The sequence below is a fragment of the Pseudoalteromonas sp. S4492 genome, from assembly GCF_005886115.1.
GTDB lineage: Bacteria > Pseudomonadota > Gammaproteobacteria > Enterobacterales > Alteromonadaceae > Pseudoalteromonas > Pseudoalteromonas gelatinilytica.
Genome location: NZ_PNCP01000044.1, coordinates 19,698 through 45,519, shown reverse-complemented (window position 1 = coordinate 45,519; position 25,822 = coordinate 19,698). Strand labels below are relative to the sequence as shown.

The 25,822-nt window shown below is 41.1% G+C and carries 20 protein-coding genes; 10 read left to right on the top strand and 10 right to left on the bottom strand.

The genetic code is table 11. From position 1 onward, the window contains the following. Positions 1 to 165: 165 nt before the first annotated feature. The 3 genes from mioC to mnmE all read right to left on the bottom strand — a co-directional run bounded on the left by mioC (position 166) and on the right by mnmE (position 3,453). Positions 166 to 615, bottom strand: a complete 450-nt coding sequence (mioC, locus tag CWC28_RS15135) for an FMN-binding protein MioC (protein ID WP_105173828.1) — start codon at positions 613 to 615, stop codon at positions 166 to 168. Positions 616 to 1,201: 586 nt separating this feature from the next. Further along, complete coding sequence (locus CWC28_RS15130) at positions 1,202 to 1,942, bottom strand: isocitrate lyase/PEP mutase family protein (protein ID WP_138625354.1); 741 nt, start codon at positions 1,940 to 1,942, stop codon at positions 1,202 to 1,204. Positions 1,943 to 2,088: 146 nt separating this feature from the next. After that, on the bottom strand, positions 2,089 to 3,453 hold the full coding sequence (mnmE, locus tag CWC28_RS15125; protein ID WP_138625353.1) for a tRNA uridine-5-carboxymethylaminomethyl(34) synthesis GTPase MnmE: 1,365 nt from the start codon (positions 3,451 to 3,453) through the stop codon (positions 2,089 to 2,091). A gap of 209 nt (positions 3,454 to 3,662) precedes the next feature. On the opposite strand from mnmE, the gene CWC28_RS15120 reads away from it, so the two are divergent. Together CWC28_RS15120 and CWC28_RS15115 are read left to right on the top strand one after the other, a co-directional pair. Continuing rightward, on the top strand, positions 3,663 to 5,807 hold the full coding sequence (locus tag CWC28_RS15120) for a TonB-dependent siderophore receptor (RefSeq protein ID WP_138625352.1): 2,145 nt from the start codon (positions 3,663 to 3,665) through the stop codon (positions 5,805 to 5,807). Between the two features lie 9 nt (positions 5,808 to 5,816). Further along, positions 5,817 to 7,022, top strand: a complete 1,206-nt coding sequence (locus CWC28_RS15115) for a PepSY-associated TM helix domain-containing protein (protein ID WP_138625351.1) — start codon at positions 5,817 to 5,819, stop codon at positions 7,020 to 7,022. 56 nt (positions 7,023 to 7,078) lie between these two features. Here CWC28_RS15115 and yidC read toward each other — a convergent pair whose 3' ends face one another. The 4 genes from yidC to rpmH all read right to left on the bottom strand — a co-directional run bounded on the left by yidC (position 7,079) and on the right by rpmH (position 9,684). After that, entirely contained in the window at positions 7,079 to 8,710 is a 1,632-nt protein-coding gene (yidC, locus tag CWC28_RS15110; protein ID WP_063701430.1) for a membrane protein insertase YidC, read from the bottom strand. A gap of 8 nt (positions 8,711 to 8,718) precedes the next feature. Further along, positions 8,719 to 8,991 carry a membrane protein insertion efficiency factor YidD gene (yidD, locus tag CWC28_RS15105; protein WP_054563758.1) on the bottom strand — a complete coding sequence of 91 codons (273 nt, stop codon included), beginning with the start codon at positions 8,989 to 8,991 and terminating at the stop codon, positions 8,719 to 8,721. A gap of 128 nt (positions 8,992 to 9,119) precedes the next feature. Beyond that, positions 9,120 to 9,542 (bottom strand): ribonuclease P protein component, encoded by a 423-nt coding sequence (rnpA, locus tag CWC28_RS15100; protein ID WP_063701433.1) that lies wholly within the window; start codon positions 9,540 to 9,542, stop codon positions 9,120 to 9,122. A gap of 7 nt (positions 9,543 to 9,549) precedes the next feature. Further along, positions 9,550 to 9,684 (bottom strand): 50S ribosomal protein L34, encoded by a 135-nt coding sequence (gene rpmH / locus CWC28_RS15095; RefSeq protein WP_008488847.1) that lies wholly within the window; start codon positions 9,682 to 9,684, stop codon positions 9,550 to 9,552. A 506-nt stretch (positions 9,685 to 10,190) separates the two neighbouring features. Here rpmH and dnaA point away from each other — a divergent pair. The 7 genes from dnaA (at position 10,191) to CWC28_RS15060 (ending at position 19,880) form a co-directional block, all read left to right on the top strand. Beyond that, positions 10,191 to 11,591, top strand: coding sequence for a chromosomal replication initiator protein DnaA (dnaA, locus tag CWC28_RS15090; protein WP_105173821.1), 1,401 nt, complete (start codon positions 10,191 to 10,193; stop codon positions 11,589 to 11,591). A gap of 13 nt (positions 11,592 to 11,604) precedes the next feature. Beyond that, the gene (dnaN, locus tag CWC28_RS15085) at positions 11,605 to 12,708 is read left to right on the top strand and encodes a DNA polymerase III subunit beta (RefSeq protein ID WP_063701437.1); all 1,104 of its coding nucleotides are present in this window, start codon (positions 11,605 to 11,607) and stop codon (positions 12,706 to 12,708) included. Between the two features lie 6 nt (positions 12,709 to 12,714). Then, on the top strand, positions 12,715 to 13,809 hold the full coding sequence (recF, locus tag CWC28_RS15080; RefSeq protein WP_119854117.1) for a DNA replication/repair protein RecF: 1,095 nt from the start codon (positions 12,715 to 12,717) through the stop codon (positions 13,807 to 13,809). A gap of 12 nt (positions 13,810 to 13,821) precedes the next feature. Then, positions 13,822 to 16,248 (top strand): DNA topoisomerase (ATP-hydrolyzing) subunit B, encoded by a 2,427-nt coding sequence (gene gyrB / locus CWC28_RS15075; protein WP_063701442.1) that lies wholly within the window; start codon positions 13,822 to 13,824, stop codon positions 16,246 to 16,248. Between the two features lie 143 nt (positions 16,249 to 16,391). Further along, on the top strand, positions 16,392 to 17,291 hold the full coding sequence (gene glyQ / locus CWC28_RS15070; protein ID WP_054554789.1) for a glycine--tRNA ligase subunit alpha: 900 nt from the start codon (positions 16,392 to 16,394) through the stop codon (positions 17,289 to 17,291). Positions 17,292 to 17,299: 8 nt separating this feature from the next. Next, positions 17,300 to 19,369: a glycine--tRNA ligase subunit beta gene (glyS, locus tag CWC28_RS15065; protein WP_063701444.1), complete on the top strand. Its 2,070-nt coding sequence runs from the start codon at positions 17,300 to 17,302 to the stop codon at positions 19,367 to 19,369. A gap of 61 nt (positions 19,370 to 19,430) precedes the next feature. Further along, positions 19,431 to 19,880: an early set domain-containing protein gene (locus CWC28_RS15060; protein WP_063701446.1), complete on the top strand. Its 450-nt coding sequence runs from the start codon at positions 19,431 to 19,433 to the stop codon at positions 19,878 to 19,880. A 113-nt stretch (positions 19,881 to 19,993) separates the two neighbouring features. On the opposite strand, the gene tusA is transcribed toward CWC28_RS15060, so the two are convergent. The 3 genes from tusA to fadB all read right to left on the bottom strand — a co-directional run bounded on the left by tusA (position 19,994) and on the right by fadB (position 23,718). After that, a complete protein-coding gene (gene tusA, locus CWC28_RS15055) occupies positions 19,994 to 20,233 on the bottom strand; it encodes a sulfurtransferase TusA (RefSeq protein ID WP_054554785.1) in 240 nt (79 codons plus the stop codon). A 153-nt stretch (positions 20,234 to 20,386) separates the two neighbouring features. Next, positions 20,387 to 21,553 (bottom strand): acetyl-CoA C-acyltransferase FadA, encoded by a 1,167-nt coding sequence (gene fadA / locus CWC28_RS15050; RefSeq protein WP_063701448.1) that lies wholly within the window; start codon positions 21,551 to 21,553, stop codon positions 20,387 to 20,389. 5 nt (positions 21,554 to 21,558) lie between these two features. Then, positions 21,559 to 23,718 carry a fatty acid oxidation complex subunit alpha FadB gene (gene fadB, locus CWC28_RS15045; RefSeq protein WP_063701450.1) on the bottom strand — a complete coding sequence of 720 codons (2,160 nt, stop codon included), beginning with the start codon at positions 23,716 to 23,718 and terminating at the stop codon, positions 21,559 to 21,561. A gap of 195 nt (positions 23,719 to 23,913) precedes the next feature. On the opposite strand from fadB, the gene CWC28_RS15040 reads away from it, so the two are divergent. Beyond that, entirely contained in the window at positions 23,914 to 25,800 is a 1,887-nt protein-coding gene (locus CWC28_RS15040; protein ID WP_063701452.1) for a transglycosylase SLT domain-containing protein, read from the top strand. Positions 25,801 to 25,822: the final 22 nt, after the last annotated feature.

Sequence of the window (25,822 nt, the reverse complement as noted above, 5' to 3'; positions counted from 1 at the left end):
GCTTTGATCAAAAGGGCTATTTATTCACAGGGCAATATCGATTGGATCTTATCCAAGGGATAAACTAGCTTAAAATCGCAGTTAGATCAGTGTTTATCCACAATCCGATCTAAATTATCAGTAAATTGTGGGTAACTTTTATAACGACGATCAATGCTGATCGGCTTAATTGAGTCCTACTGACTCGATCCAGCTTGGTAACCAGGCTAAAGCTGTGTCTTCTGGTAATGCTTCATCAAGAATATTGAGCTCTAAGCGTTCTGCGACGCGGCTTGCGCCTTTACTCGCTAATAACTCATCAAGATTACGGCCTGCATAGTTATAGGTGTCGTAGCTAGTGTCACCTAGACCGATCACACTGTACTTTAATCCTTTAAGATCAGATTGTTGGTTAATAGATTCAACAAATGGCAGTAGGTTCTCAGGGTAGTCTCCCGCACCATATGTCGATGTACACATCAACCAAATAGTATCTTGCTGATCAATATCATCAAACACAGGCTGTTCATGAAGCTGCACTTGGATCCCTTGTTGTTCAAGGGCTTCTGCTAGTTGCTCTGCTACGTATTCAGCAGATCCCATTTGGCTGCCAACAATGATATTTACTGATTGCATGTGTTTGATCATGTAATTAAATAAGTGGCCACATGATAACGAAGTTAGGGTGTGAGTAAAGCGTTGAATTACGATCTGAATAAGTTTTTAAGCTCAAAATACAGGCTTTAATTTAATAATAATTTTAAAGTACTGTTTTTAATGGTTTTTTAAATATCATAATAAATTAAACCCTTTGATCAAGCTGTTAATAAATTTGGGGAAAGTTCTGATCAAGCTAAATATTGGAAAGTGTATAACTTTGCTAAGTTGTTGATCTTTAATTGTGTGTAAGCGCTTTTATTTTTAGATCAAGGTAAAGTTCGGGTTATGATCGTTTTGTGGATAGATCGCTTGTTGATAACGATCGGTTTGCAATTTGCGATCAATAAAACAGATCGAAAAAATGCTAAATAAGTGCCTATAAGAGCTGTTTTAAAGAAAATTAACGGTGAAAAATGGCTGTTGATGACAAATAAATTTAAATTTCTGCGTTTTTTTATGATCAAATCAGCCTTTAGATCTAAAAAAGCCCCAAATGTGGATAACATTTTTAGCTAAATTCGATCTTAAAAGCTGTTTTGATCTGATTTTTTAGCTCGCTAAGTTAATTTTCGATCTGAGTTAAACTGGTTTTTATCGTATTACCGACTAGATCATAGAGAGAATTACCCAGTGAGAAGCGTTTTGCGCCACCAGCAAAAGCCGCTTTTGCTGAGTTAAAATTATTCATTGTCATCACATTTAGTGGAATATCTATCGCGTTTGCTAAGCTGGTTATTTGCTCTATGTTAGTGAGACCGGGTACAAACAGACCATCTGCTCCTGCATCTTGATACGCTTTTGCGCGCTTTAATGTTGCTTGAAAAGGGGATTCACTTAGAAAGTAGGTATCGGTTCTGGCGTTTATAAATAAACGACCGAAGCTATTTTCGTTAAGTACTTTCTTTATCTCACTAATAATAGTGCATTGCTGTTCGATAGATCTTAGTGCGTTAGTGTCTTTGTCTGAGTCTTCTATGTTGATACCAACAACCCCTAATCTTGCTAACGCTAAAACGTTTTGGCTAATTTGCTGCGGATCGTTACTGTAGCCTGACTCTATATCGACAGAGAGTGGAATATTTAAGTGTTCGGTTAAGCTTTTAACCAGCGCTAATTGAGTTTTAAAAGAGATGTTCTCACCATCGGCTAAACCTAAACTGGCTGCAATGCCCCAGCTGGTTGTTGCGACGGCTTTAGCACCCGCAGTTTGAATGAATTGGGCAGAACTTAGATCCCACGCATTAGCGAGTACAAAACCTGTTGGCTGGTGGTGTAATTGGTGAAAGAGTTGATATTTGTCCATGATGTCCTCCGTTTAATGACATCGCTAGACTAATTGAAATTGCATTTAATACTGGCTGGTTTCGGCCCTGAACCGATAATTGAATGCTGGATTAAAAACAAAAAAAGAGTCTTGCGACTCTTTTTTATAATATTGATGTCCGGAAACTATTTACCGATACAGAACGAACTAAAGATTTTCCCTAGTAGGTCATCAGAGGTAAATTCACCCGTTATCTCATTTAAGAACTGTTGAGTTAGGCGTAATTCTTCAGCAAGGATCTCGCCAGCAATATGCATCTCTAATTGCTCTTTACCCGTGTTTAAATGATAGGCTGCATGATCTAGTGCATCTAAGTGACGACGACGTGCCATAAAGCCACCTTCAGTAGCTCCTTGGAAACCAATACATGCCTTTAAGTGAGTACGAACTAACTCTATACCTTCTGCATTTTTAGCACTTAAACGGATCACCGGATATTGTTCATGTTCATCCATACCGACATTTTCACCGGAAATATCGGCTTTATTTCGGATCACTGTCACGCCCATACCCTCTGGTAGCTTAGCCATAAACTCAGGCCAAATATCATGAGGGTCGGTGGCTGCTGTGTCTGTGCCGTCTAACATAAATAGAACGCGATCGGCTTGGTTGATCTCTTCCCATGCGCGCTCAATACCAATTTGTTCTACTTTATCTGGACTTTCACGCAGGCCAGCGGTATCAATAATATGCAGTGGCATACCGTCAATGTGAATATGTTCACGTAATACGTCACGTGTTGTACCGGCTATTTCGGTAACGATAGCAGCATCTCGGCCAGCTAATGCATTGAGTAGGCTTGATTTACCAGCGTTAGGGCGACCCGCAATAACAACACGCATACCTTCACGCATGATGCTACCTTGCTTAGCTTGCTGAGTGACATTATCGAGTTGATCAATAATGGCATCGAGATCTGCTGCTACTTTACCGTCAGATAAAAAGTCGATTTCTTCATCTGGAAAATCAATTGCAGCTTCAACATACATACGTAGGTGAATGACTTTCTCCACCAGCGTTTCGATGTGTTTAGAGAATTCACCTTGCAGTGATTGAAGGGCGCTTTTGGCTGCTTGTTCACTGGTTGCATTGATTAAATCGGCAATTGCCTCTGCTTGGGTTAAATCAAGCTTGTCATTCATAAATGCGCGCTCAGAGAACTCACCTGGTTTTGCTAAGCGTACACCGTCAATTTGGCTAATTTCTTTTAATAGCATATCAAGTACGACAGGGCCGCCATGACCTTGTAGTTCTAGTACGTCTTCGCCGGTAAATGAATTTGGCCCTTGAAAGTAAATAGCAATACCTTGGTCAAGCTGTTCACCGCTCAAGCTCTTAAATGGTACATAGTCTGCGTAACGTGTTTTAGGACAACGGCCAATAATGTGCTCTGCCACTGTTTTAGCTAAGCTGCCAGAGACGCGAATAATACCAACCCCACCACGTCCTGGTGCGGTCGCTTGTGCTGCAATTGTGTCTTGATTAATCATGCGATGAAATATTGCCAATAAAAGAATGAATGCTGGCTCTATTGTAACCTATGGCTTAATTTCATGCGAATAGCTGTTTAGCGAATGAAGTAGTAGTTAGCTGATATTAGTAATACTTTATTTAGCTTTAATTAATAATAAACGACCATTGCAAATGATAATTATATTCATTAACATGTTGCGCATTATTAACCTTGTCCCTTTTTACTATGCGTCTTTCTGCTGTTTTTATTGCTCTTGCTGCGGGTTTTTCAGGTATTGCTCATTCGCAAACTGAAGTTTCTACTGATCAAAATGACTCTAAAGAGATCGAAAAAATTGAAGTTGTTGGCCGTGCGTTTTCTTTATATCGCCCAACAGAGTCAAGTTTTGCTACTCGTACTAATACACCGTTAGAAAAAATACCTCAGTCAATTCAAATTTTACCGCAGGAGCTGATTAACGATCAGGCTGCTCGCCAAATTACCGATCTTTATAGCAATATTGCTGGTGTTAATGCCTTTAGTTATTCAGGCGTGACATTCCGTGGTTTTCGCCAAGATGAGATTTTATACGATGGCGTGAAGGGCGACCCTTTCAATGGCTTTGCTGTGCCGCAATTATTTAATATCGAACAAGTTGCGGTGTTAAAAGGACCTGCTGGTGCTATATACGGTAGTGGTAATCCGGGCGGTATTATTAACTATGTGACTAAGAAGCCTAAATTCACCAGTGAGCATAGTATTGAAGTTGAAGTGGGGAATGATGACTTCTTCAGTGGCGCATTAGAAAGCACAGGAACATTGAGTGAATCACTTGATAACCATGCTTATCGTGTTGGCATCTACCGTGATACTGAAAAACCATTTCGTGAAAATACTAGCAGCGATAATACCATTGTTGATCTTGGTTATACGTGGCTTATAAACAATGCAACAGAATTAACCACTCAGTATACCTATATAGAGCAAGAATTAGGTGGGGCGCGTTTACGTGGTGTCCCGGCTGATGATAATGGCAATTTTTTAACTGATATAAGCTGGAACCATAATGAGGCAACAGACTTTCAAAATGTAGAAGCGCATGTTTATCAGGCGACTTTAAAACATGATTTTAATGATGTTTGGCGCACAGATGCCACAGCACGTTATTTTGATAACAAAGAAGTGCAAAACTACCATGAGCCAAGAGGTCTGGTAGATACTGACGGTGATGGAATTGTTGATTGGAGTCATCGAGAGTTTCGTGATCAAGTCCGTGAGAACGAAGGGTTTAGCTTAACAGCTAATGCAATTGCGGAGTTTGCATTTGCCAACATGCAGCATCAAGTGCTGTTTGGTAGTGATTGGTATGAACATGATTTTGAAAGTGTTTACCGTACGGCTACACAACAAAGTAAAGGTGGCCCAGTACCAGGACTTGATCTTAACAACCCTGAATATGGTTTAACGTCTGCTGATGACTATGACCTTGATAGTATTACTCCAAGGCTTGGGAAAACAAATAGCACGCGCTTTGGTGCGTACTTACAAGACCAGCTAGATATCACCGCAAATTGGAGTGTGACAGCTGGCTTAAGATATGACCGTTTTGAAGATAAAGATCTGTTAAATCAAACCGAGTTTTCTGATAGCGACCTCACTTACCGTATTGGTACCAGCTATAACATTAACAATATGTTCTTCCCTTATGCGTTACATGGCACTGGCTTTGTGCCGCAAAGTGCCAGTAATCAGGAATCAGCAAAGGGCGGCCCATTCTCGCCTGAAACTAGTCGTATCAACGAGTTAGGTTTAAGAACCAAGCTATTAGCAGACACACTTGCTGTTAATATGGCGGCGTATGATATTGTTCGCGAAAACATCCTGCAGCCTAGCTTACTAGGTGATGTTGCAGGTGACGGCGTTGATGATTTAGTTGCTATTGGTGAAGTGCAAAGTAAAGGTTTTGAACTTGAAGTGGTTGGCGACATTACTGAGCGTTGGGTGGTTACTGCAAGCTATGCTTATAATGATACCCGTATTACTAAAGCAAACGACAGTATTACCAATCAAATACCTGATAGTGATAAATTTGCCAACGCACCGCAAAATACTTTAGGCATATGGACACGCTATGAGTTACCTCGCTTATCATCATCTATTTCTGCTGGTTTAGATTATGTTGATGAACAGCTAAGTTTAGGTGGTCAACGCGTTAAACCTTATACGATTTACAACATGGCGTGGCAAACAACCATTAATAACTGGCAATGGCAGTTATCAGTTAAGAACGTGTTTGATAAAGAATACGCAAGCAGTGGCTTTATCGAGCGAACAGGGCACTTTCCTGGTGAACCACGTCGTGTCTATTTAAGTGCTAAATACAGCTTTTAATGGTGGCGTGTGAACGCTAAAAGTTGGTTTAACTTACATTCTTGGGCAGGACTCTTTTTAGGAGTCCTGCTTTTTGTTACCTGCGTATCGGGGACACTCGCTACGTTAAGTCATGAACTCGAATACTTATCAGACGCAAAATACCGTGCTTTAAGTTCTTCTACCTCTACTAACTACTCAGCTATCGAAAACACTCTTAATAAGTATTATCCGCAAGCTCAGATACTCTATATACAACGCCATAAACAAGATTACCTTGCCACTGAGGCGGCCCTTAAAGTCGGTGATTCATTTCGTTTTGTTTATTTAGATGCCGCAACTGGCACCTTACTCGGTGAAGGAGAGTGGGCGCGGATATCGCGGTTTTTACGTAACTGGCATATGAACCTGTCGATGGGCTGGACGGGTAAATTAATCGTCACTAGTTTGAGTGTGTTACTCGTTATTTTATTGGTCTCGAGTTTTTATGTGTATCGGCGCTGGTGGCAAGGCTTTATGAAAAAGCCTGCTGCGCTTTGCCTTGATAAGCGCAGTAGTTGGGCTGATTGGCACAAACTGTTTGGGCTTTGGAGTTTATGGTTTATTACGGTGATGGCCATTACTGGGATTTGGTATTTAGTCGAACATGGGCTGCAAACCGCTAAAGTGCCGCACACAGTTTCTTTACCACAAGCGGTAAGTGACTTTAAAAAACAACGTATTGAAAAGCATCTATCGCCAATTAGTTTAACTGCAGCATATGAGGCGGCTAAGCAGGCGTTTCCGAGCCTTGATATTCGCTATATCCGCTATCCTAATAAAGCGGATCAGCCTATTGAAGTGCGTGGATATAACGATGATATTTTACTGCGTCTACGTGCTAACCGGGTTTATTTAAATCCAAGTTCCGGTGAAGTTCTAGGTATACAAAAAGGAGAAGAATTACCGATTGTAGCCCGGATTTCAGATACCGCTGATCCATTGCACTTTGGTAACTTTGCAGGAGTCGGAACTAAACTTATTTGGGGATTGTTTGGTACGTTGATGAGCTTTGTTAGTGCTGCTGGCATCTATATGAGTTGGCTTAGAGTTAAACGTAAAACAACGGCTGTAAAGTGGCTTGGAGTATCTGGGGGGATTGCAATCGGTTTGGTGGTTACTTCGCTACTAATAACGAGTTTGAGCTTTACTGAGCGCAGTGTGCCGAATCGGGTTTATTCTCCCATTCTTGGTTAGCCATGTTCAGACATTAAAAAAGGCGCAGTTAGCGCCTTTTTTGTTGGGTTAAGAGTTTAGCCTCTTACCTTAATACCTTTTTTCTCCATACCGCGGTAGATGATCAGCATCTGTGCGATTGAGATAAGGTTCGATACTAACCAGTAAAGTACTAGGCCAGATGGGAACCACAAGAAGAAAATAGAGAATACAACAGGCATAAAGGTCATCATTTTTTGCTGCATAGGGTCAGTAACCGTCATAGGTTGCAGCTTTTGAGTGATGAACATACTTAAACCAAATAAAACAGGCAATACGTAGTATGGGTCCATTGCTGATAAGTCATTTAACCATAAAATGAATTCAGCATGACGTAGCTCTGTTGATTCTAAGAATACGTAGAATAATGCTAAGAAGATTGGCATTTGTAGTAACAGCGGGAAACAGCCACCCATAGGGTTTACTTTTTCTTTGCGGTACATTTCCATCATCGCTTGACCGAATTTTTGACGGTCATCACCATACTTCTCTTTTAGCGCAGCCATTTTAGGCTGTAGTGCACGCATCTTCGCCATTGACGTGTATTGTGCTTTAGTAAGCGGGTACATTGCCGTTTTAACGATAACCGTGATTGCAATGATAGCTAGACCCCAGTTACCTAGGATGCTGTGTAACCACTTAAGTAGTACGAATAATGGTTGTGAGATAAACCATAACCAACCATAGTCTACTGTTAGGTCTAAGTCGGGGTGAATTGCTTCTAGTACATCAGACTCTTTCGGGCCCATGTAGTAAGTTGAGCTAAGTGTTGCTTGCGTACCAGCTTGTACGTTAACTGCTTCACCTTTAGTACCAATAATTGCCGCATTACCAGCAACTAACTTGCTGTAAAGGGTATTTTGTTGGTCTTGCTGAGGTACCCAGGCACTTACAAAGTAGTGCTGGATAAATGCAATGTAGCCACCAGCAGTGGTGATGTTAAGGTTTTTATCAGCCATGTCTGAGAAGCTGTACTTTTCGTATGGCTCTTCTTCAGTACCGTATGCTGCACCTAAGTAGTTTTGATCTACTAAGCTACCTTTGTCTTGTACAGTGCGTTTTACTTGCGTGTATAACTGAACTTGAATTGGGTCAGCTGTAACGTTGTTTACTGTGTACTCTAAACCTACAGCGTAGTCGCCTTTTTTGAATATATAGGTTTTAGTAAACGTCACACCTTTGCTGTCAGTAAACTCAAGTGGAACACGCAGCTCATCACCATTTAAAGTGAATGCTTTTTGTGTGGTTTTATAAACCGGACGGCCTTCAACTGTCGCATCTGGGCCATTTAAACCAATTAAGCCGCTTTGTGAGAAGTATTGTTTACCGTCAAACACACCAAGTAGCATGTAAGGAGTATCACTGCCTTTTGTCTCTTCGTACTGAAGTAAGTCTGCTTCAATAATGTCACCACCACGGGTGTCAATTTTAACAGTGAATACATCAGTTGTTACATCGATAACTGAGCGCTTTGCTGTAGTAGCAGCTGGCACTTCACCGTCAGATGATGCTGGAATAAAGTCATCAGATTCTGGTGTAGTTGCGCCTAGTGTTTGTGTTGTGGCACTTGGATCAGCTTTTGGTGCGTTGTAGTCGTTATTCCATTCTTGAAATAATAAAAACGACACAAGCATCAAGCCGATTAATAAAAACGTGCGTTGCGATTCCATAACAGCTCTTATTTCTCGTGTTGGTGGTTAATATGATTTTTTGCCGGTACGGGATCATCCCCACCAGCATGTAAAGGGTGGCATTTTAATATGCGTTTAACAGCTAACCAACTGCCTTTTACACTTCCATGCAAATTAATTGCTTGAATAGCATAACTAGAGCAGGTTGGGTTAAAACGACAATGCGGGCCTAATAGTGGGCTTATCCATTTTTGATAGCCGCGTATTAGCATGACTAAACAGCGCTTTGGAATAGCAACAAGTGGTTTAAGTAACCTCATGATGTGTCAGCCCCTGCGTTAATTTAGTCAATGGATACCATGAATTTAAATTCCTATCGTAGAATTTTAAATGCATGATTAAAAGGTGAGCTAAAGATACCTTAATTAAGCCTGTAATTCTATTGCTATCAGGCTTGTTTATTAGATTTAGCTGATTTATTCGGGCGTTTTTTGAAAGGTGGTGGTTTTGGTGCACCAGGCTTGCAGCGTTCGTTAATTTTTCGCCACAATTTATTAAGTTGTTTTGTTAGCTCGTCGTTTGACTGCTCATCAATACCACTTTTAACCATAAGCACAATATCAATGTTATCGAGTTTGTGTTGATTTAAACGAAAACTTTCGCGAGCAAGTCGTTTGATTCGATTACGTTGGCAGGCTTTTTTAACGCGTTTTTTTGCGACCGTAAGACCTAATCGAGGATTTGTTTGGTCATTGCGTTTAGCTAATAGGGTAAAAAAAGGAGTCGCAGCGCGTGCTGGTTCATTAAAGATTCGAGAGTAATGCGAGGGAGTTAACAGACGTAACTCCCTGCTGAAGCTAAAGTCTTCCACTTATATATTAAGCAGAAAGAACTTTACGGCCTTTAGCACGACGACGAGCTAATACTTTACGGCCATTTGCTGTTGCCATACGAGCACGGAAACCGTGTGTACGTTTGCGTTTTAAAACGCTAGGTTGAAAAGTTCTTTTCATAACAATTCCATCCGATCGGTTAAGGTTAAAACATCCTATGCAGGTCGCGATCCTGGCACAGGTGCCATTGCGAGCGCGAGATATTATAGATGAAGACAGCAAAAGTCAATCATTAAAACGCTGCAGAGGTAGTAATTATAAAGGATCCTTTTATGTGATCATATAGGATCATCATAAATAAGAAGTTTTCCACAGCCTCTGTATAAAAAGTGAATAAAAGCTTGGGAAAAGCCAATTCGATCGTAGAATTTGATCGCGATCTGCGTCTAAATTTGTTATGATCACTGTTCGAGCTTAAAAAATAATTTTCTTTAAAATCAATATTTTAATGTTTTATGTTGCCGAGATCATATTTTTCATAAAAATCAATCTTGTACTTGTGGATAAAGTACCTTCATAATAGTCGGTCTGGGCCAAGAAAGTTGGTCAAAGATTAGCAATAAATGTTTGATTTTCCATCATTAAAGATGAACGGGAATAAAAATTAAATCTCTGGGAGTTTAACTGTGTATCTGTCGGTTTGGCAAAGTTGTTTATATGTATTGCAAGATGAATTGCCTTCACAGCAATTCAGTATGTGGGTAAGACCACTTCAAGCAGAAAGTACCGAAGATACGTTGACTATATATGCACCTAATCGTTTCGTTTTAGATTGGGTGAGAGAAAAGTATTTAAACCGTATTAATGAACTACTCGTTGAAATTTGTGGTGATGAAGCACCAGAGTTACGTTTTGATGTAGGTAGTAAACCCATTTTAAATGCTCAAGCGGCATCAGCTCCGGCTGCATCGGAAGCAAGTGCACCAGTGAGTGCGCAACATACTACCGAAAAGCAACAGCCAAAACCTGAAAAAGCAGCGGTAGAGCCTGCTCCAAAATCAGGTTATAAATCAAACATTAAAGAAAATTATACCTTTGATAGCTTTGTTGAAGGTAAATCAAACCAATTAGCAAAAGCCGCAGCGACTCAAGTTGCAGATAACCCAGGTTCGGCATTTAACCCTGTATTTATATATGGTGGTACGGGCTTAGGTAAAACTCACTTATTACACGCTGTTGGTAACGGTATTATGGCTAATAAGCCAGACGCGAAAATTGTCTACATGCACTCAGAGCGATTTGTGCAAGACATGGTTAAAGCACTGCAAAATAATGCCATCGAAGAGTTTAAACGTTATTACCGAAGTGTTGATGCATTGATGATCGATGACATTCAATTTTTCGCTAATAAAGAGCGCTCACAAGAAGAGTTCTTTCATACCTTCAACGCTTTACTTGAAGGAAATCAACAGATTATCTTAACTTCAGACCGCTATCCTAAAGAGATAGAAGGGGTTGAAGATCGCCTTAAATCACGTTTTGGCTGGGGCTTAACCATTGCTATTGAGCCGCCAGAACTTGAAACACGTGTTGCCATTTTGATGAAAAAAGCCCAACAAAGTAAAATCAATTTACCTCACGAAGTGGCCTTTTTTATCGCGAAAAAATTGCGCTCAAATGTACGTGAATTAGAAGGGGCGTTAAACCGTGTTATTGCTAATGCAAACTTTACTGGTCGTCCAATTTCGATCGATTTTGTAAAAGAAGCCCTACGTGATTTACTTGCACTGCAAGATAAACTGGTAACGATAGATAATATTCAACGCACTGTTGCTGAGTATTACCGTATTCGTGTGTCAGATTTACTCTCTAAACGTCGTAGTCGTTCAGTAGCAAGACCACGCCAAGTGGCCATGGCATTATCAAAAGAACTTACAAATCACAGTTTACCTGAGATTGGCGACGCCTTTGGCGGTCGCGATCACACAACAGTATTACACGCTTGTCGTAAAGTTAAATCACTCCGTGATGAAAGCCACGAAGTGAAAGAAGATTATCAAAACTTAATAAGAACCTTGTCATCTTAAGGCCGACTTTATTATGCAAATAACAATATCAAGAGAGCAATTTTTAAAACCTTTAGTTCAAGTGTCTGGTGCGATCGAGCGTAAGCACACCTTACCGATTTTATCGAACGTTCTGTTAGTTGTTGAAAACGGGCAACTTTCGATGACAGGTACTGATCTTGAAATTGAATTAGTAGCGAGTGTGTTTGTTGGTGAAGATACCACTGATACAAAACTAACTTTACCAGCTAAAAAGTTACTCGATATTTGTAAAAGTTTACCTGATGGCTCAGACCTTACATTAAGTAGCCAAGATCATCAGTTACTACTTACCAGTGGTAAAAGCCGTTTCTCTTTGACGACACTTGCGGCTGAGGATTTTCCTAATCTAGAGCAATGGGATGGTGAAGTAGAGTTTCAACTAACACGACTAGAGTTACGTAAGCTTTTAGAAAGCACACATTTCTCTATGGCTAATCAAGACGTACGTTATTACTTAAACGGTATGTCATTTGAAGTTGATAACGCAGACATTAAAACAGTGGCTACAGATGGTCACCGTTTGGCAATTGCACAAAAGCAATTACCACAATCTTTAAATACACAACGTCAGTTAATTATTCCACGTAAAGGTGTGCAAGAAATTATGCGCCTTATGGTGGCTGATGATGAATTAGTTACCATTCAATTTGGTGCTAACCATATTCGTATTATTGATACTGAATTTACGTTTACCAGTAAGCTGGTGGATGGTCGTTTCCCTGACTATCGTCGAGTATTACCGCGTGGTGGTGATAAAATTATTACTGCTAACCGCGAATGGTTGCGCAGTGCTTTTCAGCGTGTGTCTATTTTATCGAATGAAAAATTCCGTGGTGTACGATTAAACCTATCTGAAGGTTTACTAAAAATTACTGCTAACAACCCTGAGCAAGAGCAAGCCGAAGAGGTTGTTGAGGTAATGTATCAGGGCGGCGAACTTGAAATTGGCTTTAACGTTTCTTACGTGCTTGATGTACTAAATACATTAAAAACAGAAGATGTTGTTTTCACACTTGCTGATTCAAATAGCAGTGCGCTAATTGAAGGTGCGGGTGACGAAGAAGCTATGTACGTTGTTATGCCGATGCGCTTATAAGCTTGTATGAGTTTAAGTCATTTAAGCCTCAATAATTTTCGGAATATTGAGGCGCTGACACTTGAGCCGGTTAATGGCATAAACATTATCTATGGCGAAAATGGCAGCGGTAAAACTAGTCTCCTTGAGGCGATTTATTTCCTTTCTCACGGTAAATCATTTCGTACCGCCAAACATAAAAATATCATCCAGCATCAACAAGACAAGTTTGTGATCCATGGTCGTAAAGCACTACACGATTTGTCTATTCCGATTGGAATTAGTAAGAACCAAGCGGGTGAAACATCTTTAAAGATTCAGGGAAAAACGAGCCGTAAAATTTCTGAATTAGCCCAGCTAGTACCTGTGCAGGTGATTACGCCAGAAAGCTATTCATTGTTTTTTGGTGGCCCAAAAGAGCGTAGAAAATTTCTTGATTTAGGATTGTTCCACGTGGAACATGACTTTTTTTATTTATGGCAGTCCTTTAATAAAGTACTTAAACAACGTAATGCTTTATTAAGAAGTAAACCAAGAGATTATTTCGAACAGATCAAGTTTTGGGACAAAGAATTTGTTAGACTAGCTGAGCAAATAAATAATTTAAGAATCGCGTATATAAGTAGGTTTAAGCAGCAGTTTTTTGATAAAATGTGTGCAGAATTAACGCTTGTAAGCGATTTAGAAATTAACTTTCATGCGGGCTGGAAAGAGAGTGAAACGCTCTCAGAGGCGCTTGAGCAAAGCTTTGAACGTGATGCCAAACAAGGTTTCACAAGTAAAGGTCCGCATAAAGCTGATTTTAGTTTTAGTGTTTCTGGTAACAGTGTAGAAAATACATTTTCTCGCGGTCAATTGAAGCTCTTGCTTTATGCGTTAAAAGTAACGCAAAATAGCTTAATTGAGTCAGAAACAGATAAGCAATCTATATTGCTAATAGATGACTTACCTTCAGAGTTAGGTGAAGATACAAAAGAAAAAGTGGGTCAGCTTTTGACTCATTGCGATTCGCAGCTTTTTATCTCATCAATTTTATCTGAAAGTATTTCTGCTGTGGTGGAACCCATGCAACGAGAACTAAAAATGTTCCACGTGAAACATGGCAACCTAATAACAAGATAAGTGGGATTAACCATGTCTGAGAATTACGATTCGTCGAGTATTAAAGTACTTAAAGGATTAGACGCAGTAAGAAAGCGTCCAGGAATGTATATAGGGGACACCGATGACGGTACAGGCCTACACCACATGGTGTTTGAGGTTGTTGATAACTCTATCGATGAAGCCTTAGCTGGTCATTGTGATGATATTTTTGTAACGATTCACTTAGACGGTTCTGTCTCTGTAAGAGATAACGGTCGTGGTATCCCTACATCTATTCATGAAGAAGAAGGTGTATCAGCGGCTGAAGTTATCATGACGGTACTTCACGCTGGTGGTAAGTTCGATGATAACTCATATAAAGTATCAGGTGGCTTACACGGTGTAGGTGTTTCAGTAGTAAACGCTCTATCTGAAAAACTACAGTTAACAATTCGTCGTGAAGGTAAACTTCATCAGCAAACATATACAATGGGTGTGCCAGATGCACCATTGGCAGTGATTGGTGAAGCAAGTGATACGGGTACTGAATTACGTTTTTGGCCAAGTGGTGAAACATTCACTGACTTAAACTTTCATTACGACATTCTAGCAAAACGTTTACGTGAACTTTCGTTCTTAAACTCAGGTGTAAGCATTATTCTTACAGATGAGCGCGAAGAAACGAAAACAGACCACTTTAAATATGAAGGTGGTATTCAGGCGTTCGTTGAATACTTAAACCGTAATAAAACACCAGTACATAAAAGTGTTTTCCACTTTACCCATGAGCGTGAAGAAGACGGTATCAGTGTTGAAGTATCAATGCAGTGGAACGATGGTTTCCAAGAAAGCATTTACTGTTTCACAAACAACATTCCACAACGTGATGGTGGTACGCACTTAGCTGGTTTTAGAGCTGCATTAACGCGTACGCTAAATAACTACATGGAAAAAGAAGGCTTTAATAAAAAAGCGAAAACAACCAGTAATGCAACGGGTGATGACGCTCGTGAAGGCTTAACGGCTGTTGTCAGTGTTAAAGTTCCTGATCCTAAGTTCTCATCACAAACGAAAGATAAACTAGTATCAAGTGAAGTTAAGTCTGCTGTAGAACAAGCAATGGCAGAAAAACTAACAGAGTTCTTATTAGAGAACCCGGTTGATGCAAAAACAGTTGTTGGCAAAATTATTGATGCAGCACGTGCTCGTGAAGCTGCACGTAAAGCGCGTGAAATGACTCGCCGTAAAGGTGCAATGGATTTAGCCGGTTTACCGGGTAAACTGGCTGACTGCCAAGAAAAAGATCCAGCACTTTCTGAACTATACATAGTGGAGGGTGACTCTGCAGGTGGTTCAGCTAAGCAGGGTCGTAACCGTAAAAACCAAGCAATTTTGCCACTTAAAGGTAAGATTCTTAACGTAGAAAAAGCACGTTTTGATAAGATGCTTTCTTCTCAAGAAGTAGCAACTCTTATCACCGCGCTAGGTTGTGGTATTGGTCGTGATGAATATGACCCAGAAAAACTACGTTACCATCGCATCATTATCATGACCGATGCGGACGTGGATGGTTCTCACATTCGTACTTTATTGCTGACTTTCTTCTACCGTCAAATGCCAGAGATTGTAGAAAAAGGCTTTATTTATATTGCACAGCCACCACTATATAAAGTGAAAAAAGGTAAGCAAGAGCGCTACATCAAAGATGACCCAGCGCTAGTTGATTACTTAACATCATTAGCATTAAACAATGCTGCACTTTATACAAGTGAAGGTGCATCTGCACTTGAAGGTGAAGCGTTAGAAACGATTGTTCACGATTATCAAAGCACTGTTAAAGTAATTGAGCGTTTAAAACGTAAATACCCGAACACGGTAATGGAACGCTTAATCTATCAAAGCGAATTAACTGAAGCTGATTTATCAAATGAAGCAAAAGTTAAAGAGTGGACTAACACCTTAGTTGATGACTTAATTGCACGTGACGAAGATGCAACTATCTTCCACGCAAGCACAGAGCATGATACTGAGCGCAACTTGTATTATCCAGTTGTGAATATCCGTCAGCACGGTGTTGATAAGGCTCATGTATTAAACCATGACTTCATCACATCACGTGACTATAAACGTATTGCTGCAACGGGTGCGAACATCGCTAACCTAATTGAAGCGGGTGCATACATTCAACGCGGTGAGAAAACTCAGCCTGTTGATAACTTTGTGGATGCGTTAGAGTGGTTAATTACTGAATCTAAGCGTGGACTATACATTCAACGCTATAAAGGATTAGGTGAGATGAACCCAGATCAGCTTTGGGAAACCACCATGGACCCAGATGCACGTCGTATGTTGAAAGTGACAATTGAAGATGCTGTTGCAGCTGACCAATTGTTCGCGACATTAATGGGTGACCAAGTTGAACCTCGTCGTGACTTCATTGAAACGAATGCACTACGCGTAGTTAACTTAGACGTATAAAGTTAAAATTGATATTTAAAAAAGGAGCCAACGGGCTCCTTTTTTTATTACTGAAAAAGCACAAACTGCTTAAAACCTTACTGCACACAAGGTATACTGAGAGCAATTTTCAGACTAAACGCACCAGATACTATAAGCCAAATATGCAAAAATATGACGTTAAAACCTTCCAAGGTTTGATCCTGGCTTTACAGGACTATTGGGCACAGCAAGGCTGTGTGATTGCTCAACCACTCGATATGGAAGTGGGAGCAGGGACATTTCATCCTTTAACATTCTTAAAGTCGATTGGCCCAGAGCCAATGTCGAGCGCGTATGTTCAACCATGCCGTCGTCCAACTGATGGTCGCTATGGTGAAAACCCAAACCGCTTACAACATTACTACCAATTCCAAGTAGTATTAAAACCATCACCAGAGAACATCCAGGAGCTCTATTTAGGCTCTTTAGCTGCTGTTGGTATCGATACGCTCACTGATGAAGTTCGCTTCGTAGAAGACAACTGGGAGTCGCCAACATTAGGTGCTTGGGGTCTAGGTTGGGAAATCTGGTTAAACGGCATGGAAGTGACTCAGTTCACTTACTTCCAACAAGTAGGTGGTCTAGAGTGCTCACCAGTAACAGGTGAGATCACATATGGTCTTGAGCGTTTAGCAATGTACATTCAGGGCGTAGATAGCATATATGACCTAGTATGGGCAGACGGTCCTATGGGTCGTGTAACATACGGCGATGTATTCCATCAAAACGAAGTTGAGCAATCTGCTTATAACTTCGAACAAGCAGATGTTGAGTTCTTATTTGCACAGTTTGATCACTGTGAAAAAGAAAGCGAAAAACTAATCGAAGCAGGCTTACCATTACCAGCCTATGAGCAAGTAATGAAAGCATCACATGCATTTAACTTATTAGATGCACGTCACGCTATCTCAGTAACTGAACGTCAACGTTATATCTTACGTGTTCGTGCTTTATCTAAAGCGTGTGCACAAAGTTACTATGATGCCCGTGAAGCACTTGGTTTCCCGCTTTGTAAGGATTAAGAATTAGCATGTCAGCAGAAAATTTATTAGTAGAAATTGGCACAGAAGAGTTGCCACCGAAAGCACTTCGTAAACTTGCTGAGTCATTTGCTGAGAACTTAACAGCAGAACTTGCAAGCTTAGAACTAGCACATCAAGGTGTTAACTGGTACGCGTCTCCACGCCGTTTAGGTTTACGTGTGACTGCGCTTGAAGCAAAGCAAAGTGACAAGGTAGTAGAAAAGCGCGGTCCTGCTGTAGCAGCTGCATTTGATGCCGATGGTAATCCAACTAAAGCAGCAATGGGTTGGGCACGTGGTTGTGGTATCGATGTAAGCGATGCAGAAACGATTGAAACAGATAAAGGTGCTTGGTTATTACATAAAGCACAAGTAGAAGGTCAATCAACAACTGCACTTATGAGCGATGCGGTAAACAAGGCACTTGCTAAATTACCTATCCCAAAACCAATGCGTTGGGGTGCGAGTAAAACACAATTTATTCGCCCTGTGCACACAGCGACTATTTTATTTGGTAGCACGCTGATCGAAGGCGAAATCCTTGGTAAGCAAGTTGGCAACCAATTACAAGGTCACCGTTTCCATCATCCAGAAAAAGTAACAATCAACCATGCTGATGATGTGTTTGAGGTGCTTAAATCAGCTTATGTTATTGCTGACTTTGCAGCGCGTAAAGCACAAATTCGCGAACAGATTGAAGCTGCTGCTAGCGCTGTAAATGCAAAAGTAGCGATGGATGAAGACTTACTAGAAGAAGTAACATCTCTAGTTGAATGGCCTGTTACACTAACTGCCACTTTTGAAGAAGCATTCTTAGCTGTTCCTTCAGAAGCACTTATTTATACCATGAAGGACGACCAAAAGTACTTCCCGCTATTAGACCAAGATGGCAACTTACTTAACAAGTTCCTATTTGTTTCTAATATCGAAAGTAAAGATCCAAGCGTGGTCATTGCCGGTAACGAAAAAGTTGTTCGTCCTCGTTTAGCTGATGCGCAGTTCTTCTACGAAACCGATAAGAAGAAAACGCTAGAGAGCCGTTTAGAGTCGCTAGATACCGTTTTATTCCAAAAGCAACTTGGTACGCTGAAAGATAAATCTGAGCGTATTAGTGAACTTGCAGGTTACATTGCTGAGCAATTAGGTGCGGATGCCGAGTTGGCTAAGCGAGCTGGCTTGTTAAGCAAAACAGATTTAATGACCGAAATGGTCATGGAGTTTACCGACGTACAAGGTGTAATGGGTATGCATTACGCTCGTCACGACGGTGAAGCTGAAGAAGTAGCACTTGCGCAAAACGAACAATATATGCCACGCTTTGCGGGCGATAACTTACCAACAAATGTGATCAGCTGTGCTGTAGCAATTGCTGATAAGTTTGATACGCTGGTGGGTATTTTTGGTATTGGTCAAGCGCCAAAAGGTGACAAAGACCCATTTGCACTTCGCCGTGCAGCAATTGGTGCATTACGCATCATGGTTGAAAAATCATTACCGCTAGATATCTTAGATCTTGTTGCTAAGTCACAAACTTTATTCGGTGAAAAGCTAACTAACTTAAACGTATCAACAGATGTGTTTGAGTTTATGCTAGGTCGTTTCCGCGCATGGTACCAAGATGAAGGTATCGAAGTTGATGTGATCCAAGCTGTGTTAGCACGTCGTCCAACTAAACCAGTTGATTTCGACCGTCGTGTTAAAGCGGTAAGTCACTTCCGTACATTAGACGCAGCAGAAGCGCTTGCAGCAGCAAATAAACGTGTAAGCAATATCTTGGCTAAAAATGACATCACAACACAAGGTGATGTGAATGAGAGCCTATTAAGCGATGAAGCAGAAAAAGTATTAGCGTCACACGTTGCTAAGTTCGCAACTGAGCTTGCACCTTTATATGCAAATGGCGATTACCAAGAAGCATTATCACAACTTGCGGGTATCCGTGAGAGTGTTGATAACTTCTTTGATAACGTCATGGTAATGGCAGATGATGAAGCGGTTAAACAAAACCGTTTAGCATTATTAAGCCAGCTAAGCCGTCTGTTTTTAGATATTGCTGATATTTCTGTACTTCAGAAGTAAGCAGTAGCCAATTGATAAAAGCCAGCTCTGTGCTGGCTTTTTTGTAGCATAAGGAACAGTAATGAAACGTGTAATTACTTTAGCATTAGCAGGCTTATTAACTGCCTGTTCTAGCCAAATGCAAATGCCAAGCATTGACGATATTCTGCCAAGCAAAGACCTCGACCGTACTATGTATTTACGTGGTGACTTTACTTTGTGGGATGCCGAACCTCAGTATCAATTAGAGCAAGTTGCACCGGGTATATTCCAAACCGAGGTTAAGTTTTCAACGCCTGGTAAGGTTTATGAATTCAAAGTAGCAGATGCTGATTTTAGCGAAGGCTATAACTGTGGTTACAGTGATATGGACCCAGCAGGGCAATCATTAGTTCTAGGCCAAGCCGCCAATGCCGACTGTAATACCATCTACAATTATTTCAGCTTTAAACCCGCTGCAAAAGGTGTGTATGTAGTGAGCTTTGATTACCGCAATAGTAATCAACCAAAAGTGACAGTAACGAAGAAATAGCTTTAAGCTGTCAGCTTTAAGCCGATCGAGTGAGCGTTTAATATTGAAAAATGCTCACTTTTAATTTTAATTGATTAACTCGAAACTCGAAACTCGAAACTCGAAACTCGTTGTTATAACCCTTTCTTCACCAAGTATCGATACGGTGCTTGTTCTACATCTTTGGCCACGAGAGTGTGATCCATAAAGGTACAAAAGCTTGGGATATCACGGGTGGTTGATGGGTCATCGGCGATGATAAGTAAGGTTTCACCATCTTTCATTTTACGTACTGCACCACGCACCATCATGACAGGCTCTGGACAACGTAGGCCAAGTGCATCTAATTGGTGATCGGGATTATCAAAACTCATGGCTGACCTTTTGGATGAAAGAGACAATTAATAAGCGGCTATTTTAACTTTCTATTGCCGCCAGTTTCAATAAGTGAAAGCAAAGCAAATAAAAAAGGCGCACTGAGCAATTCAGTGCGCCTTTTTATCACCAAGATGTTTGGCGTGAGCTCGTTATTCTACTCGCTCAAATACAGTTGCAATACCTTGGCCTAAACCAATACACATAGTTGCTAGACCGTATTTAGCGTTCTTGTCTTCCATTAGGTGAACAAGCGTTGTGCTAATACGTGAACCAGAACAACCAAGTGGGTGACCAAGTGCAATTGCACCACCATTTAGGTTAACTTTCTCATCTACCACGTCCATCAGACCTAGGTCTTTTAATACTGGTAGAGATTGTGCTGCGAATGCTTCGTTAAGCTCTGCAACATCGATATCGTCAATAGTGATACCTGCTTGTTGAAGTGCTTTTTGCGATGCAGGAACAGGGCCGTAACCCATGATTGATGGATCGCAACCTGCAACAGCCATTGATTTAATACGCGCACGAATTGGTAAACCAAGTTCTTTTGCTTTTTCTTCGCTCATTACAAGCATTGCTGACGCGCCGTCAGAAAGTGCAGAAGAAGTACCTGCCGTTACGCTACCTGATGCTGGATTGAATACAGGGCGTAGTTGCGATAAACCTTCTACAGTTGTTTCTGGACGGATTACTTCATCGTCTTCAACTAAGATTAAAGAACCATCTGCATCATGACCTTCCATTGGCAGGATTTCACGACGGAAACGACCTTCAACAGTTGCCGCGTGTGCACGTTGATGTGAACGGTAAGCAAACTCGTCTTGTTGCTGGCGGCTAATGCCGTGCAGCGTTGCAAGGTACTCTGCAGTTAAACCCATTACGCCGGCAGCTTGTGCTACAGACGTTGATAAACCAGGGTGAAAATCATTACCGTGAGTCATAGGTACGTGACCCATGTGCTCAACACCACCAATGATATAGGTATCACCAGCGCCAGTCATAATAGCGCGTGCTGCATCGTGTAATGCCTGCATTGATGAGCCACATAAACGGTTAACCGTTACTGCTGGCACTGAATGCGGAATACCGGCGAGTAGTGCTGCGTTACGAGCAATGTTAAAACCTTGCTCTAAAGTCTGTTGTACACAGCCCCAGTAAATATCATCAATTGATGCTGGATCAACGGCTGGGTTACGGTCTAACAAACCTTTCATTAAGTGAGCACTTAAATCTTCCGCACGCTTGTTTTTGAATACGCCGTTCTTAGAACGACCCATTGGTGTGCGGATACAATCTACGATTACTGGATTATTCATGTTTCTTATCCTTCCACCTTATAGAATACACGGCCTTCTTCGGCCCACTTGCGAGTTTCATCAGATACTTGGTAAATCGCACCTAAGTGAGCGTACTTGTCTGCTGTTGCAACAAAGTTCGCTAAACCAGTTTGATCTAAGTAACGGAATGCACCGCCTCTAAATGGAGGGAAACCAATGCCGTAAATTAGCGCCATGTCAGCTTCTTGTGGAGACGCCACGATACCTTCTTGTAAACAAAGTAGTACTTCGTTGATCATAGGGATCATACAACGGTCAATGATTTCTTGTTTATCAAAATCTTTAGGCGCATCAGTGATGGCACTTAGTAACTCAGTTGCTGTAGCATCTTGTGCCTTTTTAAGGCGACCACGGCGGTCTGGTGCATATTGGTAGAAACCAGAACCATTTTTCTGACCAAAACGTTTTTCGTTTGCAAATACAGTAACAGGGTCTTTATCTTGACGAGCCATACGCTCAGGGAAACCATCGGCCATTACGCCAGTACAGTGGTAAGCCGTATCGATACCTACAACATCAAGAAGGTAGGCAGGGCCCATAGGCCAACCAAATACATTTTCCATTACTTTATCAACTTTCGCGAAGTCAGCACCTTCAACAACAAGTTTGCTGAAGCCTGCAAAGTAAGGGAATAATACGCGGTTTACAAAGAAACCAGGGCAGTCGTTTACAACGATTGGTGATTTACCAAGTTTTAAAGCGTAATCAACAACCGCATTAATTGTTGCTTCTGATGTTTTTTCACCGCGAATGATTTCTACTAATGGCATTTTTGGCACTGGATTAAAAAAGTGCATACCACAGAAGTTTTCTGGTTTTTCAAGTGCAGATGCTAACTCGTCAATACGAATTGTTGAGGTATTTGAAGTTAGGATAGTGCCCGCTGGTAAGTCTTTTTCAAGACCTGCAAGAACGGCTTGCTTCACTTTAGGGTTTTCAACCACGGCTTCAACAACAATATCAGCACTTTGTAAGTCTGCATCGTTAAGCGTCGGTTTGATCTTGCCTAATGTAGCAACCATCTTTTCCATCGCCATATGGCCACGTTGTACTTTTTTACCAAGTAGCTTAGAAGCTTCGCCCATACCTAAATCAAGTGCATCTTGGTTGATGTCTTTCATGATAATAGGTGTGCCTTTATAAGCAGACTGATAAGCAATACCGCCGCCCATAATACCTGCACCTAATACAGCGGCTTGTTTAATTTCAAGTTCACTGTGCTTAGCTTGCTTCTTCGCTTTACCTTTAATGTATTGGTCAGCTAAGAAAATACCTGTTTGTGCTGCTGCTTCGCTTGTTGCTGCTAATTTAGCAAAGTTAGCGTTTTCAATCGCCATTGCTTCAGCGCGTTCACAATTTGCAGCTGCTTTAATTGTTCTTACTGCCATAACGGGTGCTGGGTAATGACCTTTTGTCTGACCCATTACCATACCTTCCGCCATCGCAAAGCTCATGCCTTGCTCAACACGGTTCATTTTCAGTGGCTGTAATTTTACTTGTCGTTTTGCTTGCCAATCTAGCTTGCCAGCAATTGCTTGTTCAAGTGTTGATATGCTTGACTCTAAAAGTTTGTCAGCACTAACTACCGCGTCAAATGCACCTACTTTTAAGGCATCCGCAGCACGGTTTTCTTTGCCAGTGGTGATCCACGTCATCGCATTATCAGCGCCAATCAGGCGCGGAAGGCGAACAGTGCCACCAAAACCAGGCATAATGCCTAATTTAACTTCAGGTAGGCCAATTTTAGCATCAGTACTACCAACGCGATAATCGGTAGCAAGTGCCCACTCACATCCACCACCAAGCGCCATGCCGTTTACAGCACTTAACGTTGGGAAAGGTAAATCTTCAATAGCGTCAAAAACGTCAGTTGCATTTTTGATCCATGCAACAAGTTCTTCTTGAGGTTTAGTGAATGTAGGTAAAAATTCGAAAATGTCGGCGCCGATAATGAAATGATCTTTATCGCTGGTGAACACCATGCCTTTGATATCTGAGTTTGTTGCCAATTCTTTTAATGCTAAAGCGCAATCTTGCAAGGTTTGCTGCGAAAGTTTGTTTACTGAACCGTCGGCACAGAACTTAAACTCGGCGATGTTGTCCTTGATGAAAGCAACTTCAAATGAATCGCTTTTATATAACATTATTATTCTCCCTAGTTAATTAACTAAGACTGGTACGATGAGTTTGCATTTCAATCAGTGTGCTTGCTTTAAAATGAAAATGCAACGAAAAATTTACTGCGCTTTATCGCGATTGGTTAAAATATAGCTGGTTTGGTGCTAAGGTGTAGGAGAAGTTTTTTGTTATTAATTCTTTAATTTTTGTTAAAGGTCATCATGAAAAAACAACTCTTTGGTTGGACAGCTGCCGCATTAATTTTTCCTTTTTTTGCAGCTGAAGCCAACGATAAACATGACGCTTTTTTAAAAGCAGAAAAAAAGGCGCGTTACGGTGATTATCAAGACATGAAAAATGCAATTAACGGGCTCGATCACCCGTTAAAGCCTTATGTCGAAAAGGCGTTTTGGCAACGTAATCCAAGCTTAAATCACCAAACAGAGATCGAAAACTTTCTCAATATTTATCAAAATACACCGCTTGAGTGGCCGGTGCGTAAAGCCTGGCTTGAATACTTGAAAAAGTACAACAAGAAAGCGGCTTATATTCGTAACTATCGCGAAACGAGCAACAACGAATTGACCTGTCCTTATTTAAGTTTTCAATTAGATTTAGGGGCACCTGAAAAAGCCATCATGAACCAAGTTAGTGATTTGTGGGTGGTAGGAAAATCACAACCTAAAGAGTGCGATAAGTTGTTTTCACTCTGGAAGAAGAAGGGTTACCAAACGCAAGATCGTATTTGGCAACGTATTAGCTTAGCGGCAGAGGGCGGCACATCAAGCTTAATTCCTTATTTAAAAACGTTATTGCCTCAAAGCGAGCAATATTTAGCTGACTTATATTTAACAGTTCGCAAAGACCCAAGTGCAGCAGCCGGGCTTTATCGTTATAAGAAAAAGTCGGCTAAAGAGGGGCAAATTGCCCTTTATGGTGTGAAGCGTTTAGTGTGGCGAGATAATGACCTTGCATTACGTGCATGGGAAAAGCTCGAAACCATGTTTAATTACACAGACGAGCAAAAAGCAGATGTTTATTATAGTTTTGCGTTGTCGCTTGCATCTAATGGTCATCAACAAGCGCGTTTTTGGCTGAATAAAGTGCCTAAAGACCGTCAAACGAGCAAGCTAATGCAGTGGCAGTTAGCAAATATGCTTGAAAGACAAGATTGGTCAGGCATTGTGGCGTTTTTTACTGGTAAAGAAAATCTCAGCCTTGGTCAGCAATATTGGTTAGCGTATAGCTTAAACCAGCGCGGTGAAGTAGAGCGCGCGCGTGCTATTTGGCAAACAGTGGCAAAAGAGCGTGATTATTATGGCTTTTTAGCTTCAGCACGATTAGGTATTCCGGTTAGTTTAAACAATAAAGATATCAGCATTAGCAATCAATTAAAGTTAGAAGTAGCCAATGCTCCAGGCTTTAAACGTGCTCGTGCTTTATATGAACTTGAGCGTTTTACCTCAGCGCGCCGTGAATGGAATTACCTAACAGACACCTCAACTAAAGAGGAAAAGCTCGCAGCCTCAATTTTAGCGGCTGATCTTGATTGGTACGACAGCACTATCTACACCTTAGCGCAGATAAAAGAGTGGGATTATGTCGACTTACGCTTCCCATTTGCGTTTAAAGATGTGTTTGCCACGTATAGTAGTCGCAGCCATATTGATGTTGCATGGAGCATCGCTATTTCGCGTAGAGAAAGTTCTTTTGCACCTGATGCTCGCTCTCATGCTAATGCGCATGGTTTAATGCAGCTACTACCAAGCACAGCCAAATATATGAATAAGAGTACGGTAACACGTAAGCAGCTGTATCAGCCACGTACTAATATTCGACTTGGTACCGAGTATCTACAGTATTTGAAAAAGAAAAATCATGGCAATGAGATCCTGGCTACAGCCTCATATAATGCAGGTTATCATCGTATTAAACGCTGGTTACCTGAACAGCCAATGCCTGCCGAGCTGTGGATCGAATTAATTCCTTTCACAGAAACACGTAACTACGTTAAAAACGTGTTTGCTTACAGACAGGTATACCATACTCGACTCGGTCGCGACGGCAATGTTCTAGCGCCAATTCTTGATATGTCGATGGGTGGTTAAGCTTCATTGTATGCACTATCCC

What these genes read in the sequence shown, in the direction of transcription:
- mioC (WP_105173828.1), bottom strand. Translation starts at nt 615, where the DNA reads ATGCAATCAGTAAATATCATTGTTGGCAGCCAAATGGGATCTGCTGAA.
- CWC28_RS15130 (WP_138625354.1), bottom strand. Translation starts at nt 1,942, where the DNA reads ATGGACAAATATCAACTCTTTCACCAATTACACCACCAGCCAACAGGT.
- mnmE (WP_138625353.1), bottom strand. Translation starts at nt 3,453, where the DNA reads ATGATTAATCAAGACACAATTGCAGCACAAGCGACCGCACCAGGACGT.
- CWC28_RS15120 (WP_138625352.1), top strand. Translation starts at nt 3,663, where the DNA reads ATGCGTCTTTCTGCTGTTTTTATTGCTCTTGCTGCGGGTTTTTCAGGT.
- yidC (WP_063701430.1), bottom strand. Translation starts at nt 8,710, where the DNA reads ATGGAATCGCAACGCACGTTTTTATTAATCGGCTTGATGCTTGTGTCG.
- yidD (WP_054563758.1), bottom strand. Translation starts at nt 8,991, where the DNA reads ATGAGGTTACTTAAACCACTTGTTGCTATTCCAAAGCGCTGTTTAGTC.
- rpmH (WP_008488847.1), bottom strand. Translation starts at nt 9,684, where the DNA reads ATGAAAAGAACTTTTCAACCTAGCGTTTTAAAACGCAAACGTACACAC.
- dnaN (WP_063701437.1), top strand. Translation starts at nt 11,605, where the DNA reads ATGCAAATAACAATATCAAGAGAGCAATTTTTAAAACCTTTAGTTCAA.
- recF (WP_119854117.1), top strand. Translation starts at nt 12,715, where the DNA reads ATGAGTTTAAGTCATTTAAGCCTCAATAATTTTCGGAATATTGAGGCG.
- gyrB (WP_063701442.1), top strand. Translation starts at nt 13,822, where the DNA reads ATGTCTGAGAATTACGATTCGTCGAGTATTAAAGTACTTAAAGGATTA.
- glyQ (WP_054554789.1), top strand. Translation starts at nt 16,392, where the DNA reads ATGCAAAAATATGACGTTAAAACCTTCCAAGGTTTGATCCTGGCTTTA.
- glyS (WP_063701444.1), top strand. Translation starts at nt 17,300, where the DNA reads ATGTCAGCAGAAAATTTATTAGTAGAAATTGGCACAGAAGAGTTGCCA.
- CWC28_RS15060 (WP_063701446.1), top strand. Translation starts at nt 19,431, where the DNA reads ATGAAACGTGTAATTACTTTAGCATTAGCAGGCTTATTAACTGCCTGT.
- tusA (WP_054554785.1), bottom strand. Translation starts at nt 20,233, where the DNA reads ATGAGTTTTGATAATCCCGATCACCAATTAGATGCACTTGGCCTACGT.
- fadA (WP_063701448.1), bottom strand. Translation starts at nt 21,553, where the DNA reads ATGAATAATCCAGTAATCGTAGATTGTATCCGCACACCAATGGGTCGT.
- fadB (WP_063701450.1), bottom strand. Translation starts at nt 23,718, where the DNA reads ATGTTATATAAAAGCGATTCATTTGAAGTTGCTTTCATCAAGGACAAC.
- CWC28_RS15040 (WP_063701452.1), top strand. Translation starts at nt 23,914, where the DNA reads ATGAAAAAACAACTCTTTGGTTGGACAGCTGCCGCATTAATTTTTCCT.